The organism is Pseudomonas sp. GW456-E7 (genome assembly GCF_059424105.1).
Genome location: NZ_JBWKZB010000052.1, coordinates 12600 through 29657, shown reverse-complemented (window position 1 = coordinate 29657; position 17058 = coordinate 12600). Strand labels below are relative to the sequence as shown.

14 protein-coding genes are annotated in these 17058 nt (G+C 61.6%); 5 read left to right on the top strand and 9 right to left on the bottom strand.

All coding sequences use genetic code 11. The annotated features are described in order from the left end of the window. Positions 1-130: 130 nt before the first annotated feature. Entirely contained in the window at positions 131-1327 is a 1197-nt protein-coding gene (locus AC07YV_RS25365; protein ID WP_102701886.1) for an AAA family ATPase, read from the top strand. 460 nt (positions 1328-1787) lie between these two features. On the opposite strand, the gene AC07YV_RS25360 is transcribed toward AC07YV_RS25365, so the two are convergent. The 8 genes from AC07YV_RS25360 to AC07YV_RS25325 all read right to left on the bottom strand — a co-directional run bounded on the left by AC07YV_RS25360 (position 1788) and on the right by AC07YV_RS25325 (position 10324). Then, the gene (locus AC07YV_RS25360; protein WP_007972924.1) at positions 1788-2570 is read right to left on the bottom strand and encodes a MetQ/NlpA family ABC transporter substrate-binding protein; all 783 of its coding nucleotides are present in this window, start codon (positions 2568-2570) and stop codon (positions 1788-1790) included. A gap of 252 nt (positions 2571-2822) precedes the next feature. Continuing rightward, positions 2823-3743 (bottom strand): sigma 54-interacting transcriptional regulator, encoded by a 921-nt coding sequence (locus AC07YV_RS25355; protein ID WP_102701887.1) that lies wholly within the window; start codon positions 3741-3743, stop codon positions 2823-2825. Positions 3744-3798: 55 nt separating this feature from the next. Continuing rightward, the gene (locus AC07YV_RS25350; protein WP_007972928.1) at positions 3799-4380 is read right to left on the bottom strand and encodes an alpha/beta hydrolase; all 582 of its coding nucleotides are present in this window, start codon (positions 4378-4380) and stop codon (positions 3799-3801) included. A gap of 288 nt (positions 4381-4668) precedes the next feature. Further along, entirely contained in the window at positions 4669-5070 is a 402-nt protein-coding gene (locus tag AC07YV_RS25345) for an ExbD/TolR family protein (protein ID WP_102701888.1), read from the bottom strand. Position 5071: 1 nt separating this feature from the next. Beyond that, entirely contained in the window at positions 5072-5797 is a 726-nt protein-coding gene (locus AC07YV_RS25340; RefSeq protein ID WP_007972931.1) for a MotA/TolQ/ExbB proton channel family protein, read from the bottom strand. 44 nt (positions 5798-5841) lie between these two features. Beyond that, positions 5842-6651, bottom strand: a complete 810-nt coding sequence (locus AC07YV_RS25335; protein ID WP_102701889.1) for an energy transducer TonB — start codon at positions 6649-6651, stop codon at positions 5842-5844. Positions 6652-6908: 257 nt separating this feature from the next. Beyond that, entirely contained in the window at positions 6909-9269 is a 2361-nt protein-coding gene (locus AC07YV_RS25330; protein WP_102701890.1) for a TonB-dependent receptor, read from the bottom strand. A gap of 134 nt (positions 9270-9403) precedes the next feature. Then, complete coding sequence (locus AC07YV_RS25325) at positions 9404-10324, bottom strand: TauD/TfdA dioxygenase family protein (protein ID WP_102701891.1); 921 nt, start codon at positions 10322-10324, stop codon at positions 9404-9406. A gap of 183 nt (positions 10325-10507) precedes the next feature. Here AC07YV_RS25325 and AC07YV_RS25320 point away from each other — a divergent pair, with 183 nt between their 5' ends. Further along, positions 10508-11428 (top strand): LysR family transcriptional regulator, encoded by a 921-nt coding sequence (locus tag AC07YV_RS25320; RefSeq protein ID WP_102701892.1) that lies wholly within the window; start codon positions 10508-10510, stop codon positions 11426-11428. 124 nt (positions 11429-11552) lie between these two features. On the opposite strand, the gene AC07YV_RS25315 is transcribed toward AC07YV_RS25320, so the two are convergent. Continuing rightward, complete coding sequence (locus AC07YV_RS25315; RefSeq protein WP_102701893.1) at positions 11553-12566, bottom strand: ABC transporter substrate-binding protein; 1014 nt, start codon at positions 12564-12566, stop codon at positions 11553-11555. Positions 12567-12969: 403 nt separating this feature from the next. On the opposite strand from AC07YV_RS25315, the gene AC07YV_RS25310 reads away from it, so the two are divergent. Genes AC07YV_RS25310 through AC07YV_RS25300 form a run of 3 tightly spaced genes read left to right on the top strand, consistent with a single transcriptional unit; the run spans position 12970 to position 17006 of the window. Further along, entirely contained in the window at positions 12970-14568 is a 1599-nt protein-coding gene (locus AC07YV_RS25310; RefSeq protein WP_102701894.1) for an ABC transporter permease, read from the top strand. Next, positions 14565-15380: an ABC transporter ATP-binding protein gene (locus AC07YV_RS25305; RefSeq protein WP_007972942.1), complete on the top strand. Its 816-nt coding sequence runs from the start codon at positions 14565-14567 to the stop codon at positions 15378-15380. Before AC07YV_RS25310 ends, AC07YV_RS25305 begins: the two co-directional genes overlap by 4 nt. 15 nt (positions 15381-15395) lie before the next feature. Next, a complete protein-coding gene (locus tag AC07YV_RS25300; RefSeq protein ID WP_102701895.1) occupies positions 15396-17006 on the top strand; it encodes an arylsulfatase in 1611 nt (536 codons plus the stop codon). The last annotated feature ends 52 nt before the right edge of the window (positions 17007-17058 follow it).

Genomic DNA, 17058 nt, shown 5'->3' with positions numbered 1-17058 from the left:
ACAGGACAGGAACCTTGCACGAGCGTCTTATGAAGAAAAAATTCACCCTGCCTTACGTCCAAAACACTTGCGCCAGACACCTGCCCGTACCGGACAATGGGCCTCGCTCGACCCCGCCACAGGAACCCACATGCTCAACACGCTCGCGGTAGCCAACTACCGCTCGATCAACAAACTGGTGATCCCGCTGGGCCGACTGAATCTGATCACCGGCCCCAACGGCAGCGGCAAGTCCAACCTGTACCGTGCGCTGCGCCTGCTGGCGGAAACCGCCCACGGCGGCGTGGTCAATGCCCTGGCCCGTGAAGGCGGGCTGGATTCGACCTTCTGGGCCGGCCCGGAAACCCTCTCCCGGCGCATGCGCACCGGCGAAGTCGCCATCGAACCCACCGTGCGCCAAGGCGTCAAGCGCCTGCGCCTGGGGTTTGCGGGAGAGGATTTCGGCTACTCGATCAGCCTCGGCCTTCCCGATTCCAACGGCCATTTCATGCTGCCCGGACGCAGCACGCCGACACCGTCCTATTTCAGCCTCGACCCGCAGATCAAACGCGAATGCCTGTGGGCAGGCGCGTTCTACCGCCCGGCCAGTCTGCTGGTCGATCGTGACGGCCCGATGATCCGCGCCCGCGCCGAGCGCAAGTGGGATGTGCTGGCGCAGCACACGCCGACGTTCGACAGCCTGTTCGATCAGGTCGGCAGCCTGCGTGGTTCACCGGAAGTGCTGGAGATGCGCGAGTTCATCCGCCGCTGGCGCTTTTACGATCATTTTCGCAGCGATGCCGACGCCCCGGCGCGTCAACCGCAATTGGGCACTCGCACGCCGGTGCTGCATCACGACGGACGCGACCTGGCGGCGGCCTTGCAGACGATCATCGAAATCGGCGATCCCGACGCCTTGCGGGCGGCGATCAGCGACGCCTTCCCCGGCGCTCGGTTGAATATCGACCCTCTGCCCGGTGGACGCTTCGCCATCGAATTCTTTCAGGAAGGTCTGTTGCGGCCGCTGTCAGCCGCCGAGCTTTCGGACGGAACCTTGCGTTACCTGCTGCTGGTCGCGGCACTGCTGACGCCACGGCCGCCGACACTGATGGTGCTGAACGAGCCGGAAACCAGCCTGCATCCGGATCTGCTGCCGGCGCTGGCACGCTTGATCATCCGTGCCTCGGCACAGTGCCAGGTGTGGGTGGTGTCCCATGCCCGGCGCTTGATTTCGGCGTTGCAGGAGGACCCGGACTGCAACTGCATCGTGCTGGAGAAAAATCTTGGCCAGACCGGGATCGTGGGCCAGCGCATGCTGGATGAGCCGGCATGGTATTGGCCGGATTGAACGGCGCGTGATTTGCCGGGATGAGGGAAGACGTCTATTTTCCCTTGCGCCGTAGGAAGGATCTTTTTTTCGAAACACAACTCCAAGGACGAACCACTTTTGGCCAGACTCCCGGCCAACACCTCACAAGGACGAGAACATGGCAGACGAACCACCGCCGCAACGGCTGGATCCGCAGGACATTCTGAAACTCTTGATGGCGTTGCGCAGGGCGTTGAAGGCCAGGCCGGCCTGAGCGCTTTTGATCTTGTGGCGAGGGGGCTTGCCCCCGTTGGGCTGCGAAGCGGCCCCAAACAGATCTCCCGCGCTCCCTTGGGCGAATGCTGCGCATTCGAACGGGGGCAAGCCCCCTCGCCACAAAAGCTCCCTCGCCACAAAGGCGCATTCATCGCCCAATAAAAAACGCCGACGCTAAATCAGCCGTCGGCGTTTGAAACCTTGAAGGGGTTTGCTTCGCGAATCAGAACGCTGGCAATACCGCGCCGCTGTACTTCTTCTCGATGAAAGCCTTCACTTCCGGGCTGGTCAGGGCCTTGGCCAGTTTCTGGATGGCAACGCTGTCCTTGTTGTCCGGACGGGCCACCAGGAAGTTCACGTAAGGCGAGTCGGCACCTTCGATCACCAGCGCGTCTTTAGCCGGGTTCAGACCCGCTTCCAGCGCGTAGTTGGTGTTGATCATGTCCAGGTCGACCTGATCCAGCACACGCGGCAGCATGGCCGACTCAAGCTCCTTGAATTTGAAGTTGTGCGGGTTCTTGGCGATGTCTTTCGGGGTGGCCAGGGCGTTTTTCGGGTCTTTCAACTCGATCAGGCCAGCCTTCTGCAGCAGGATCAGGGCACGGCCGCTGTTGCTGCCTTCGTTCGGAATGGCAATGGTCGCGCCGTCTTTGAGCTCAGCCAGGGTTTTGACTTTCTTCGAGTAGCCGCCGAACGGTTCGACGTGCACACCGATCACGGTTTCCAGGTGAGTGCCTTTGCCTTCGTTGAAGCTCTTGAGGTACGGCAGGGTCTGGAAGTAGTTGGCGTCCAGGCGCTTCTGGTCGACCTGCACGTTCGGCTGAACGTAGTCGGTGAAGACTTTGATTTCCAGGTCCACGCCTTCTTTGGCGAGGGTTGGCTTGATCAGCTCGAGAATCTCGGCGTGTGGAACCGGGGTCGCGGCAACCACCAGTTTTTCGCCAGCCTGGGCCAGGCCCGCGGTCAGGGCAGCCGCCAGTGCGGTGAACAACAGAACCTTTTTCATGCAGTGTCCTTATCGAAAATCACAGTCGCTTGTGGCGACGGCTTGAAGATGAGAGTGCCAGTGAAGTGCTATCGCTGGCGTGAAGCGGACAATACCGGGATTTTTTATTCCCGAACAATAACGTTTATTCAGCTTCATATTCCATTTTGTTCATACAACCCTGTAGGAGCTGCTGCAGGCTGCGATCTTTTGCTCTTGATCTTTGGCGGCCCGAATTTGCGAGGATCAAAAGATCGCAGCCTTCGGCAGCTCCTACAAAAGCCGGGCGTCTTGCAGGAGGCTTTTCAGGGCTGCTTGTTCGGCGGCTGATCCATTGGCGAGAATCTGCTTGATCTGACTGTCGATCTGCGTCAGCGGATCAGGCAGGTTCAAATGCTCCGGCAAAATCTCGTCGCCCGTACTCACCAGCAGCGCAAAGTGAATGACGTTTTCCAGCTCCCGGGTATTGCCCGGCCATCGGTGGCGTTCCAGTACAAGCTGTGCGGCTTCACTGATCAGCGGAACCGGCAGGTCGAGGCGCTGGCTGTAGATGCCGAGGAAGTATTCGGCCAGCGGCAGAATGTCCCCCGTACGCTCGCGCAGTGCCGGCAGTTCGAGCGGGCCTTCGCTGAGGTAGTGATAGAGCCGCTCATGGAATTTCCCGGCGGCCACTGCCTGGGCCAGATCGATGCTGGTGGCCGCCACCAGCCGCACATCCACCGGGCTCGGTTGCTGCGCGCCGACGCGGGTGACTTCGTGGTTTTCCAGGGCGGCGAGCAGCTTGATCTGGATCGGCAGCGGCAGGTCACCGATTTCGTCCAGGTACAGCGTGCCGCCGTTGGCCGAACCGAACCAGCCGGCACGACTGCTCGCCGATCCGCTGTAGCTGCCCGCCGCATAACCGAACAACTCGGCGTCGGCGTAGGTCGGGCTGATGGCGCCGCAGTTGACCGATACGAACAACCCGCCGCGATCACTGGCGCGGTGGATATGTCGGGCCAGCAACTCCTTGCCGGTGCCGGTTTCGCCACGGATCAGCACCGAGACTGAACGCGTGGCCAGTTGCTCAAGGTCTTCACGTAATTGCCGCGAACGCGGGTCGACAAACACCAGCGCCTTGGCGCGGATGCTCAGGGGACTTTTTTCGGCGTCGGGAAAGGTCAGCAGTGGCTGACCGAAGGTTTCAAAGCTCATGGCAGACTCCCGCCCAAAACCGCCGGGAGACGGGGGCGTTAAATAAAGAAAGTGTTCAAGCGCGGCGCAGGGCGTGGTGTTCCATGCGGTTTTGCAGGCGATAGAGATAGGCAAAACCCTGCTCCCAACGCTGGTGACCGGACTTCACGTTGATATGCCCCGCCCCCGCCAGAATCCCCGCCTCGGCACCCCAGTTGCGCGCCAGCTCCAGGGCTCGCGGCGCACTGACGGCGCTGTCGTTGTCGGAGCTGACGACCTGGCTGGGGAACGGCAGCAGGTCCGTCGGGATCGGCGCGAAGTTGCGCAAGGCCGGTGCACAGGCCGGGCGCTCGACATCCGCCGGTGCGACCAGCAGGGCACCGCGCACCTGACGCAGGAATTGCACAGGCGCGGTGGCCGCCCAATGGGCGACGGTGATGCAACCCAGGCTGTGGGCGATCAGGATGACCGGCGTGCTGTCGGCGGCAATCGCCTCGGCCAGCGCCGCGACCCAGTCTTCACGGCGCGGCGTCAGCCAGTCGGCCTGCTCCACCCGTGCGCTGTTCGGCAGGCTGTTCTGCCAGTGGCTTTGCCAATGATCTTCTGGCGATCCTTGCCAGCCCGGCACAATCAGGTAGCGAATTGATTCGTTGCGCATGGGGGAGCTCTCCTGCTGCGTGTCTGTTCCCGGTCGAGTATAGGGAGGAGAGTTATATTCGTTAAGGAATAAGAAGCTATTTATTAAGATCTATATCGAATATTAAACATGCAACCTGTGGGAGCGAGCTTGCTCGCGATAGGGCCCGGACATTCACCATCGATGTCGATTGATCCACCGCCATCGCGAGCAAGCTCGCTCCCACAGGGAACAGTGTGTTCGCGAAAGTTGAAGCAAAAAAAGGGGCCGCACCCTGCCAAGGAGACGGCCCCGGAAAACGAAAATCTGTTAACGCGCAGTGATCACCGACAGCTTGGTAATCCCTGCCCGTTCAATCGATGCCATGGCCCGCGCCACCTCGCCGTAATTCACCCCATCGTCCGCCTGCAACTGCACGCGCACCTCGGGGTCCTTGGCCTTCGCCGACTTGAGACTGAACTCCAGCAAGTCCGGCTGTATCTCGTCCTTGTTGATGAACAGTTTGCCGGCACCGTCGATGCTCACCACCAACGGGTCCTTCTGCTCCACCGGCGCCACCGCCTCGGTCTTGGGCAGGTTGATCGGAATGGCGTTGGTCAGCAGCGGTGCGGTGACGATGAACACCACCAGCAACACCAGCATCACATCCACCAGCGGCGTCACGTTGATCTCGCTGAGCACCTCATCGGTGTCTTGCGTGGAGAAGGCCATATCAGGACGCCTCCTTCACTTTCTGCGCGTTGCCCTGGGCTGCCACCTTGTGTGCCGTCGGGTGAATCAGCACGCGGAACGAACTCTTCTGCGCCAGGCTGTAGAAGTCGTGGGCGAAGTCATCCAGATCCGCCGCCGTCAGTTTCAAGCGACGCAAAAAGTAGTTGTAAACCAGCACCGCCGGCACCGCGACGGCGATCCCCACACCCGTGGCGACCAGTGCCGCGCCAATCGGCCCGGCAACCGTTTCAAGGCTTGCCGAGCCTGCCGCGCTGATGCCTTTCAACGCTTCCATGATTCCCCACACCGTGCCGAACAAGCCAATGAACGGCGAGGTGCTGCCAATACTCGCGAGCACGGCCAACCCGGTTTCCAGCGACCGGCGCTCGCGCACGATCTGCTGGCGCAAGGCTCGCTCCAGACGATCCTGATGGTTGATCGCCTGGCTCAAGTCCGCCGCCTGTGGCGTCTCGCCCACCTGGATGGCCGCATAACCGGCCTGCGCCACCCGGGCTGCCGCACCAGGTCGGGTTTCGCTCAGTTCGGCCGCCGAGTCGAGACTCGAAGCGGCCCAGAACTGCTGATGAAACTTTCGATCCTGTGCCTTCAGGCGACCGAACTGCACGCCCTTGAGCAATGCCAGGCCCCAGGTCGCGACGGAAAAAACCACCAGCAGCCAGATCACCGCGCTTTCGATGGATTCAAGTGGAGAGGCCAGTAACGTCATGATGTATTCCTCGTGTAAACGTTTCGCGCGAAATTGGTTTCTGTTTAATGAATCTTGAAATCGATGGGCACGCTGACCCAGCCATCCTGGGCGACATCACCTTGCTTGGCCGGCACAAAACTCCAGCGCTTCACCGCGTTCAGCGCGGCGTCGTCCAGCGCATCGCGACCACTGCTTTTCTGGATCTGAATCTCGCCGGGCTTGCCGCTGGCCAACACATGCACGCGCAACAACACCGTGCCTTCCCAGCCGCGACGCTGGGCCAGCGACGGGTATTCCGGCGCCGGGTTTTTCAAGTAGCCGGCGGTGGCGGAGGCCGGTGTTACGGGCGCAGGGGCCGGTGGTGCAGGTGGCGCCGGAGCCGCGACAGGTGCTGCCGGCTTCGCTGGCGCGGGTGGCTGTTCAACGGCCTTTGGCGCCGGTTTCGGTAGCGGTTTGGCGACCGGTTTGGGCTTGGGAACCGGCTTCGGTGGAGGCGGCTTCACCGCCAGTTCATCCTCCACAGGCGGTGGCGGCTCAATCACGGGTTGCACAGGTTGTGGTGGCGGCGGCTCGACCACCGGAGGCGCCGGACGCGAGAACTCGATGGTCATGGGCGGGACTTCTGGCGGCACGATCGGCAGCACCGGGGTCGGTTGCTGATTGACCCAATAGATCACCGCACCATGCACCAGCAACGCCAGCACGCCCAGCACGATTGCTTCACGCCGGCGAAGGACGCCTTTGGGGGTTCGCTGCAAACGCAACTGCCCCAAGGGCACCCGGTGCGGTCGGCCGAGGTCGACCAATTCGCCACCGGGTGCCTGGCGCCAAAGCACCTCATGTGCACCGGCGGCGATCTGGACATTGCCCATTGTTTAACTCCCTGCGGTCTCTTTGCGGATAACCGGAACGTCGTACTGAACATCCCCCGACGACGTCCCGGTAGAGCAATCATTGGCTTGAATGCTTAGCTCTTAAAGTAATGTTTAAACTTATATTTAGAACCAATACGAATAAAAAAACCTCAACCCACCGCCAGAGCCCGTCGTTCAAGAGCTCCGGCGCAGTGGAAAAAATCCGATGCTTTTCGGGCATTGAAAGTATTCATTCGAAGCATGCTTTTTCGCCGTCAGAAGTCGTATCGGCCGGTCACGCCGAGCGTGCGTGGCGTACCGAGCAGGCCTTCATAACCACCATTGGCGGCCGTCCACAGCGTCGTGTAGTAGGTTTTGTCGAAGGCGTTTTTCAGCCACAACGAAACGTCCCACTGCCCCTGGTTGAAGTCGCCGCGCAGACCGGTGGACAGGTTGACCACCGCATAACTCGGGATCTGCCCGAAGTCGGAGTCTTCCACTGTGCCCACCGCTTTGGAGCGGAACGCATAGCTGGCGGTGACGTACTCCTCGAAGCCGTTGCTCAGGTTCCACTTGTATTCGCCGTTGGCATTGCCGATCCATTTCGAGGCGCCGACCACTTGATGCCCGGTCAGGTCGCAGGAGGCTGGAGCACCCGGCCTCAGGCTGACTTCCGGCGGGCACGGTGCATCCTTGTAGGAGAGGTAGCTGACGTCGTTGTACGAACCGTTGATGTTCAGCGTCAGGCCGCGCAGCGGGATCAGGGTGCTTTCGAACTCCACGCCACGGGAGCGCACGGAACCGGCATTGGTCAGGTACTGCACGCGATTGATGTCGTCGTAGGCGTTGGTCTGATAGCCGTTGACCTGGGTCCAGAACAGGTTGGCGTTGAGTTGCAGGCGACGGTCCCACAGGGTGCTCTTGAAGCCGAGTTCGGCGTTGTTGGCGCGCTCGGTGCCGATCAGCAGCGAGTCGGCACCGGCCACCGGCGCCATACCGACGGCCAGGTTGACCCCACCGGATTTTTCGCCGTGGGACAACGTGGCGTAGGTGAGCAGGTCGTCGGTGAGGTGGTAGCTGAGGTTCAACAGGCCCGAAGGACTGGAGCTGTACTGGTTCAGATCGCCGGAATCGTAGGCCCCCGCACGAGCACGTCGTGCCGCGGCCGCCGCACCGGTGACTGCGGCACCACCGGCGGGTGCATTGCGGGTCACCCAGGCGTTTTTCTCTTCATAGGTGCCGCGCAGGCCGGCAGTGAAATCCAGGCGTTCGGTCAGGTGCCAGGTGCCCTGTGCGAACAGCGCGAAGCTGTTGGTTTCGATATGACCGTTGCCGACACTGTCGATGTTGTTCAGCGCACCGGTGGGCGTGCCACTCCAGATGTCCGCTTGCGGCCCGTAAAAGGTGAAGGATTTGTTGTCCAGGTCGGAGCCGAAGTAATAGGCGCCCAGCACGTAATCGAAGAACCCGCCGGTAGGCGACGCCAGGCGAAACTCCTGGGAGTACTGCTTGTCCTCCACCGAAACCCCGGCGTTGTAGAAGACGGTTGCGTTCAGGCCGTCATCATTGCGCGGGGTAAAATTCCACCAGCGATAGGCGCTGATGGACGTCAGGGTGAAGTCGCTCGGCAGCGTCCAGTTGGCCTCCACCGACGTGCCGCCCTGATGCACGGTGACATGCTGGTCGTTGTTCAGGTTGACCTTGCGGTGGGTGCCGTCGACCAGTGTCGCGCCTGCGGCATTGGCCCGGGTCTGGTAAAGGTTGGTGCCATTGATGGTCGGCCCGGTGCTGAACAATACGCGGGTGCCGGCGCTGGAATCTTCTTCGTTGTAGTCGCCGATCCAGCGCAGGTTGAACGATTCGTTCGGCTTGAACAGCAACTGGCCACGGAAGCCATCGCGCGAGCCGCCGTTCAAATCGTGGCCGTCGAACTCATTCTTGATATCGCCGTCGCTGCGGGTGCGATACGCAGAAAAGCGCCCGGCGAGCTGGTCATTCAACGGGCCGGAAATCGTGCCCTTGGTCTGGAAGTAGCCATCCTCGCCCACCGAAGACTCGATGCTGCGTTCCGGGGTGAAAGTTGGCGCGCGGGTGCTGATGTTGATCACGCCGGCGGTGGTGTTCTTGCCGAACAAGGTGCCTTGCGGACCGCGCAGCACTTCGAGCTGCTCGATGTCCATCAGGTCGAATACAGCCATGCCTGGCCGGCCGAGGTATACGTTATCGAGGTACAGGCCGACACTGCCTTCCAGGCCGTCGCTGGCCGGGTTGTTGCCCAGGCCACGAATCGACACGCTGGACTGGCGCGCATGCATGTAGGCGACGTTGACGCTGGGCACCAGTTGCTGCAAATCCTGGATGCGATAGACCCGCTGGGCTTCCAGGGTCTGGCCGCTGACCACGCTCATCGGGGTTGGTACGTCCTGCGAGCTTTCTTCGCGGCGGCGAGTCGTGACCGTCACGGTTGCCAGTTGGGTATTGTCGGCCGTGGCGGTTTTTGCCAGGGTGGTTTCAGGGGTGGCGCTTTCGGCCGCATAGCCTTGGGTCCAGCTGGCACTGCCTGCCAGTAGCAGAGCCAGGGGCAGGCGTTTGAGCCGTTGGGGTGAGGAGGTTTGAGCAAAGTGCAACGGACTCATAAGGCGGGGTTCCCGATCAGAAGAAATGCTTTATTGCTTGCCAGGCCGCCATCGCGAGCAAGCTCGCTCCCACACTGATCCTGTGAACACCGAAGACCCCCTGTGGGAGCGAGCTTGCTCGCGATAGCGTCGGCTCAGACGCCGTCGATATCCGGCCCTTTCACCGTCTGGCTAACCTGCCCGTTCACACCCACCGGCACTTCACCCTTGAGCGTCACACGACGCACGATCCGGTCCTGGGTCCCGTAGTCATCCACCGCGTAATGCTGGGTGGAGCGGTTGTCCCAGATCGCCACGTCACCGGCCTTCCAGCGCCAGCGCACGATGTTTTCCTGGCGGATCACATGGCTTTGCAGCAACCCGAACAGGTGCGCCGAATCGGCCTGGGAATAGCCCTTGATGCGTTTGACGAAATGCCCCAGCAACAGGCTCTTCTCGCCGCTGATCGGGTGCACGCGCACCACCGGGTGTTCGGTCTCGTAGACCGTCGAGGTGAAGACCTTGCGATAGCGTTCCAGCTTCTCCGCCGAAACGTCCGGCCGGGTCCCGGCGTAGTCGTATTCGTTGCTGTGCACGGCGACCAGTTTGTCGGCCAGCTCACGCAGCTCCGCCGACAGCCCGTTGTAGGCGGTGGCGGTGTTGGCCCACAGGGTGTCGCCACCGAAAGCCGGGGCCACCACCGAGCGCAGGATCGAGGCTTTGGGGTAGGCCTCGACGAAGGTCACGTCGGTGTGCCAGGAGCTCGCACGCTGGCCCTCGGCACCGTCCAGTTCCAGCAGAAAACGCGTGCCTTCACGCACCGGCACGGTCGGGTGCGCCACCGGTTCGCCGAGCAGGTGGGCGAACGCCTCCTGGCGCTGATCGTCGAGTTGGGTCTGCTCGCGGAAGAAGATCACTTTGTATTGCAGCAGCGCCTGTTGAATGGCTTCAACGGTGGCGGCATCCAGCTCGCCGGAAAGCTGTACGCCACGGATTTCGGCACCAATGCGACCGGCCACCGGATGGATTTCAAGCGCGTGAACAGCGGGTTGTACTGCGAAAGCGGCATTGCTCATGGGTAGACCCTCATCAGACTGCTTGCGGTTGAACCGGCCGCGAAACACTGCTCTATCTATATTCTATTTAGATCTAATAGATATCAACATGCTTCGTTGACGGAATAAGAGGTTGCATTTAAAACCTCAGTCAACCCTCGTCGCAAATGCCTTCGAGCTATTTTTAGGATGCCGGGAAAGCATATGGATCTTCGCCAGTTGCGTTACTTCATCGCCCTCGACGAACACCGCAGTTTCGTGCGCGCGGCCGAGGCCATGGGCATTACCCAACCGGCCTTCAGCCGCAGCATTCAGGGGCTGGAGCACGAGTTCGGCTGCGTCCTGGTGGACCGTGGCAACAAGGATTTGCGCCCCACCCCCGAAGGCCTGGTGGTGCTGCAACATGCCCGTAGCCTGGTGCAGGGTGCGGCGCTGCTCAGCTCGGAAGTGACGCAGATGACCAAGCTCGATGCCGGGGAACTGCGCTTCGGTTGTGGCCCGGCGCCGGCGGTAAAACTGGTGCCGGATGCGGTGGCGCAATTCATCAATGCGCACCCGAAAGTGCGCACCTGTTTCGAGGTGGATAACTGGGAAAAACTCAGCCGCGCCCTGAGCCGTGAGGAGATCGAATTCTTCATCGCCGACATCCGCCATTTCGAGTCCGACCCGAACTTCCAGACCCAGGCGCTGACGCCCAAGCGCGGTGTGTTTTTCTGCCGCCCCGGACATCCGCTGCTGGCCAAGGAGAGCCTGTCGACCAACGACATGTTCGATTACCCGCTGGCGACCACGAAGATCCCGCCAGGCATTCGCAAACTGCTGGCGAACCTCAGTGGGCGGGTAGATTTTTCGCCGACCCTCGAGACCGAACATTTTCCGGCGCTGGTGAAGGTGGTGCTGCAATCGAATGCCATCGGCGTGGGCACGCAAGAGGCGTTCATCGAGGACATTGCCCAGGGTTCGCTGGTGCTGCTGCACTGGCGTAATTTGCCGCAGAACATCGAGAGCATGAATGCGCGGTGCGGGATTGTCAGCCGCACCGGGTTCCGGTTGTCGCCAGCGGCGCGGGCGATGATCGAGACGTTGGTGGCGGTGGACAGGCAGCAGATCAGCGTTGCGGTTTGATGGCCCTATCGCGAGCAAGCTCGCTCCCACAGGGGATCTCTATCGGGCACAAAATTTGTGTACGACAAAAATCCAGTGTGGGAGCGAGCTTGCTCGCGATGGGGCCAGTGAGCTCACTGAAAATTCAAAGTTTTGCCGCAGCCAACTCCGGCGCCACCCAATCCGTCACCTTGAACGGCTTGCGAATCAGCTTCTGCTGCGACGCCAGGTCCACCGCATCCTGCAATTTGCCAAGGAACACCGGATCAAGTGTCGAAGGGAATACCTCGCTCAATTTCTGATCCTTCAGATCCTGGCTGAGAATCACCGGTGGGTAACTCGCCAGCCCCGACACCAACTGAACGTAAGCGTCCTTGTTGCTATCCTGGGTCAGCCACGCCACCGCTTGCTGTTGAGCCTTGAGCAGTGTGGCGACCGCCTCGGGGTGCTCGTCGACGAACTTCCCGGTCCCCACCAACACGGCCTGCACACTACCGGCGCCGCCAAGGTCCTTGGTGGTCAGAGGCAGCTCGGCCAATCCCTTGGCCTGTAATGCGGTAAGCCCGGAACCACCCCACGAGGCATCGATCTGCTTCGCCGCCAGCGCCGCCACCGCCGCGTTGAAGTCGAGGTTGATGACTTTCACATCCTTCTCGCTCAACCCCTGACTGGCCAGCGCCGCATCGAAGGACAACTGGCTGGCCGTGCCACGGAAGATCGCCACGCGTTTGCCCTTGAGGTCTTGCAGGGTCTTGATCCCCGAACCCGGTACCACGCCGAGGTAGTGCTTGACCCCGCGCGCCGAGGCGCTGAGCAATCGCGTATCCAGACCATTGGACTTGCCGATGATCGCTGCCAGGTCGCCGAGGTAGGCCAGGTCCACCTGACCGTTGGCGAACGCTTCGTTGATCACCGGGCCTGCGCCCTTGAAGAAGCTCCACTGAATCTTGATGCCTTGATCGGCAAAGGCCTTTTCGAAGATCTGTTGATCGCGCAACACATCCACTACACCGCCACCGCTGTGCTGGGTACCGGCACTCAGGTCCGGCACGGCAATGCGGATTTCCTTGAGCTCACCGGCGTTGGCCGTGAAGGCCAGCAGACCCGCCAGGGCCGGTGCGGCGAACAGGCTGATGACACGTTTGAAGGGAAGGTTCATGGGTGCGGCTCCTTGGGGCAACGGGCGTTGAGGAGCCGAAGGTAGGCCGAATCAGAACCAACATTTAAATACTATAAATTCACATTTTTAGATCATATGGATCTATATCAACACCGGCGGACCTCTCCGCCGGGTATGCCTTGGCAGCATCGAAAATATTCTTCGAATGCATTGGATGCGGCGGCTGATCGAGGCCTTAAATGGTCTCGCTTATCTCTCAATAGCATTGATTTGAATTTTTATAGATCAATTTCGCATACATCTTAACCCCCTGTGGGAGCGAGCTTGCTCGCGATAGCGGTATGTCATCCAGCACATAAGTCGCCTGACACACCCTCATCGCGAGCAAGCTCGCTCCCACAAAAAACAGGCTTGCATTGCAACCCGACAACGGAGGTCACCCATGGCCCGTGTTTCCCTTCTGAGCCTGCCGCTGGCCTCACCCCGGCTTGATGGTCGACGGCATTGGCCGACACTGAGCCAGCGGCTCTTGCCCTGGCTGCTGCCCTTCAGCCTTTTTGCACTCTGGTGGCTCGCCAGCCGCAATCACTGGATGAGTGAGCAAATCCTGCCGGCGCCATCGCTGGTCTGGACCAGCGCGGTGGAATTGTCCCAAGGCGAGCTGTGGAGCCATTTGTGGATCAGCCTGCAACGTTTGTTCTGGGGGCTGCTGGCCGGGATCAGCGCTGGTGCTGTTTTGGGTGCAGCGCTGGGTTTCAGCCGTCGACTGGAGCGCCTGGTGTTTCCCACCTTCGCCGGGTTGGCGCAAGTCCCGACCCTGGCCTGGATTCCCTTGTTCATGGTGTTTTTCGGCATCGGTGAAGTGCTGAAACTGGTGGTGCTGATCAAGGCCATCGTGGTGCCGGTGACCCTGCACACACTGGTCGGCGTGCGCGACGCGCAACCCAGGCTGCGCGAAGCCGCCGCCGTGTTGCGCCTGCCCAGGCACCTGTTGATCCGCCGTCTTGTGCTGCCTGCCGCACTGCCGGCCTTCATGGCCGGTGTGCGCCTTGCGCTGGCCGCCGGATGGACCTCGCTGCTCGCTGTCGAACTGCTCGCGTCCAGCGAAGGCATCGGCTACCTGATGGTCTGGGCACGCCAGTTGTTCATGCTCGACATCGTCTTCGTGTGCATTGTGGTGATCGGCTTGATCGGCGTGGCGATGGACCGCGGCATCGGCCTGCTGGACAGGAAGCTGGTGCACTGGCCGCACCCGGCCACCGCCGAAATCCGTCGCGGGCCGCGTTATCAAGGCTGGCAACGGCTGCAACCGTGGCTGCTGCCACTGGCGCTGCTGGCGTTGTGGCAACTGAGCTCGGATCAGCAGTGGATTGACCCGAACATTCTGGTCAGCCCGCTGGCCGTCCTGCACACCACCTGGCATGGCCTGCTCGACGGCACGCTGATTGGCGGCATGGCCCTGAGTCTGGGCCGAACCCTTGGCGGGTTACTGCTCGGTGGCGGGCTCGGCTTTGCCCTGGGCCTGCTGCTGGGACTGTCGCGCAGCAGTGAACGCGTGCTCGGCCCGACCCTCGCCGCCCTCCGCCAGATCGCCATTTTCGCCTGGGTGCCGCTGCTCACCGCGTGGTTCGGCCTGGGGGAATTGGCCAAGTGGGTGTTCGTCGCCCTCGCCGCGTTTTTCCCGCTGTTCATCGCCACCCAACGCAGCGTCGCCAATCTCTCGCCACAACTCAACGAGGCCGCGCAGGTGTTGCGCCTGAACCTGCCCCAGCGTCTGCGCCGGCTGATATTGCCGGGAGCGGCGCCAGGGATTTTCGCAGGGCTCAGGCTGAGCCTGATCTACGCCTGGCTCGGCACCATAGGCGCCGAATATTTCATGCCGTCCAACGGCGGCATCGGCAGCCAGATGATCGGCGCCCAGCAACTGCTGCGCATGGACCTGATCATGGCCGGCATGCTGCTGGTGGGCCTGACCGGCGCCCTGCTCAACCTCATTGGCCAACGCCTGGAAATCCGCGCCACTCGCTGGAGACACGCATGAACGCACCGATTGTCAGCTTCAATCACGTGGGCAAGACCTTCGACGTCGACGGCTTCGAACTGGAGGCCATTCGCGAATTCAACCTGGACATCGCCGAGGGCGAATTCGTCGCCATCGTCGGCTCCAGCGGTTGCGGCAAATCCACTTTACTGCGGCTGTTGGTGGGCCTGGATACGCAATTTCGCGGGCAAATCACCGTGGACGGAAAAGCCGTCAGCGGCATCGGTGGCGAGCGCGGCATCGTCTTTCAGGAACACCGTTTGTTCCCGTGGCTGAGCGTGGCCGACAACATCGGCCTGGGCCTGGTCAACGAGCCATTGAGCGCCGCGCAAAAGCACCGGCGTATCCATGACTTCATCGAGCTGGTGGGCCTCGGCGACTTCGCCCGGGCCTATCCGCACCAGCTCTCCGGCGGCATGGCGCAGCGCGTGGCCATCGCCCGCGGCCTGGTGGCCAGCCCACGGATTCTGTTGCTGGACGAGCCCTTCGGTGCTCTCGACGCACTGACCCGCCAGCAGATGCAGGACGAACTGCTGGCGATCCGCGCGCGGGCAAAAATCACCACAGTGCTGGTCACCCACGATGTCGAGGAAGCGATCTTCCTCGCCGACCGCGTGGTGGTGATGGAGCCGCGTCCGGGGCGGATCAAGCAAGTGGTCGACATTGCCCTGCCCCATCCGCGCCAGCGCAGCAGTTTCGACTTCCACCAATTGCGCGAAGAACTGCTTCACGAACTCACCAGCGACGGTCACTACCAGCCCCCCGTGCCGGTGCAGGTCCGCGATCTGCCGCTGTCCTTCATTGCCTACTGAAAAAGGAAATGCTTGATGCCGCAACGTCCCAACTTTTTAGTGATCCTGGCCGATGACCTGGGCTTCTCCGACCTCGGCGCCTTCGGTGGTGAAATCAATACACCGAACCTCGATGCCCTGGCCAACAATGGCCTGCGCCTGACCGATTTCCACACCGCACCGACCTGCTCGCCGACCCGTTCGATGCTGCTCACCGGTACCGATCACCACATCGCCGGCATCGGCACCATGGCCGAAGCCCTGACCCCGGACCTGATCGGTAAGCCAGGCTACGAAGGGCACTTGAACGACCGCGTGGTCGCCCTGCCCGAGCTGCTGCGCGAGGCGGGTTACCAGACGTTGATGAGCGGCAAATGGCACCTGGGCCTGACCGCCGAATTGGCACCCCACGCCCGGGGTTTCGAGCGTTCGTTTTCGCTGTTGCCCGGCGCGGCCAACCATTACGGCTTCGAGCCGACCTACGATGAAACGACGCCACGGCTGCTGAAATCCACCCCGGCGCTGTACATCGAAGACGACCAATTCATCGATGAACTGCCGAAGGATTTTTATTCCTCCGACGCCTTCGGTGACAAGCTGCTGCAATACCTCAAGGAGCGCGACCAGACCCGACCGTTCTTCGCCTATCTGCCGTTTTCCGCACCGCACTGGCCGCTGCAGGCACCGGCCGAGGTGGTGGAAAAATACCGCGGGCGCTATGACGCCGGCCCTGAAGTGTTGCGCCTGGAACGCCTGGAAAAACTCAAGAAGCTGGGATTGATCGAGGCCGATGTCGAGCCGCATCCCCTGATCCAGCTGAGCGCACAGTGGGATGCGTTGAGTGATGAACAGCGGCAGATTTCCGCGCGGGCCATGGAGGTTTATGCGGCGATGGTCGAGCGCATGGACTGGAACATCGGGCGTGTCGTCGATTACTTGCGCCAGCAGGGACAACTGGACAACACCTTCATCCTGTTCATGTCCGATAACGGCGCCGAAGGGGCGTTGCTGGAGGCCTTTCCGAAATTCGGCCCGCAGTTGCTGACCTATCTCAACCAGCACTACGACAACAGCCTGGACAACATCGGCCGCGCCAACTCCTACGTCTGGTACGGGCCGAACTGGGCGCAAGTGGCGACCGCGCCGTCGCGACTGTTCAAGGCCTTCACCACCGAAGGCGGGATTCGCGTGCCGGCGCTGGTGCATTACCCGCAGCTGCCGCTCAAGGGCCAGATCAGCCATGGGTTCGGCACGGTGATGGACATCACGCCGACCATTCTCGACCTGGCCGGTGTGCGCCATCCGGGCAAGCAATGGCACGGCAAACCCGTGGCGCCAGTTCGCGGGAAGTCGTGGCTGGGGTTCCTGTCGGGCGAGACGGCGCACGTGCATGACGAGCACACCGTGACCGGGTGGGAATTGTTCGGTCGGCGGGCGATTCGCCAGGGGCAGTGGAAGGCGGTGTACATCCCCGGGCCCGTTGGACCGGCGACCTGGCAGCTGTATGACCTGGGCAGTGATCCGGGGGAGATTCATGACCTGGCGTCGAGCCAGCCGCAGCGGCTCAGTGCCTTGATCGAGCATTGGCAGCGGTATGTGGATGAGACTGGGGTGATCTTGAGTGAGTTGCCGTTTCAGCCGGATTGATATTGCCTGTAAGACGAGTCGTCTCAGTGGCCATATTCGGAAATGGTATCAA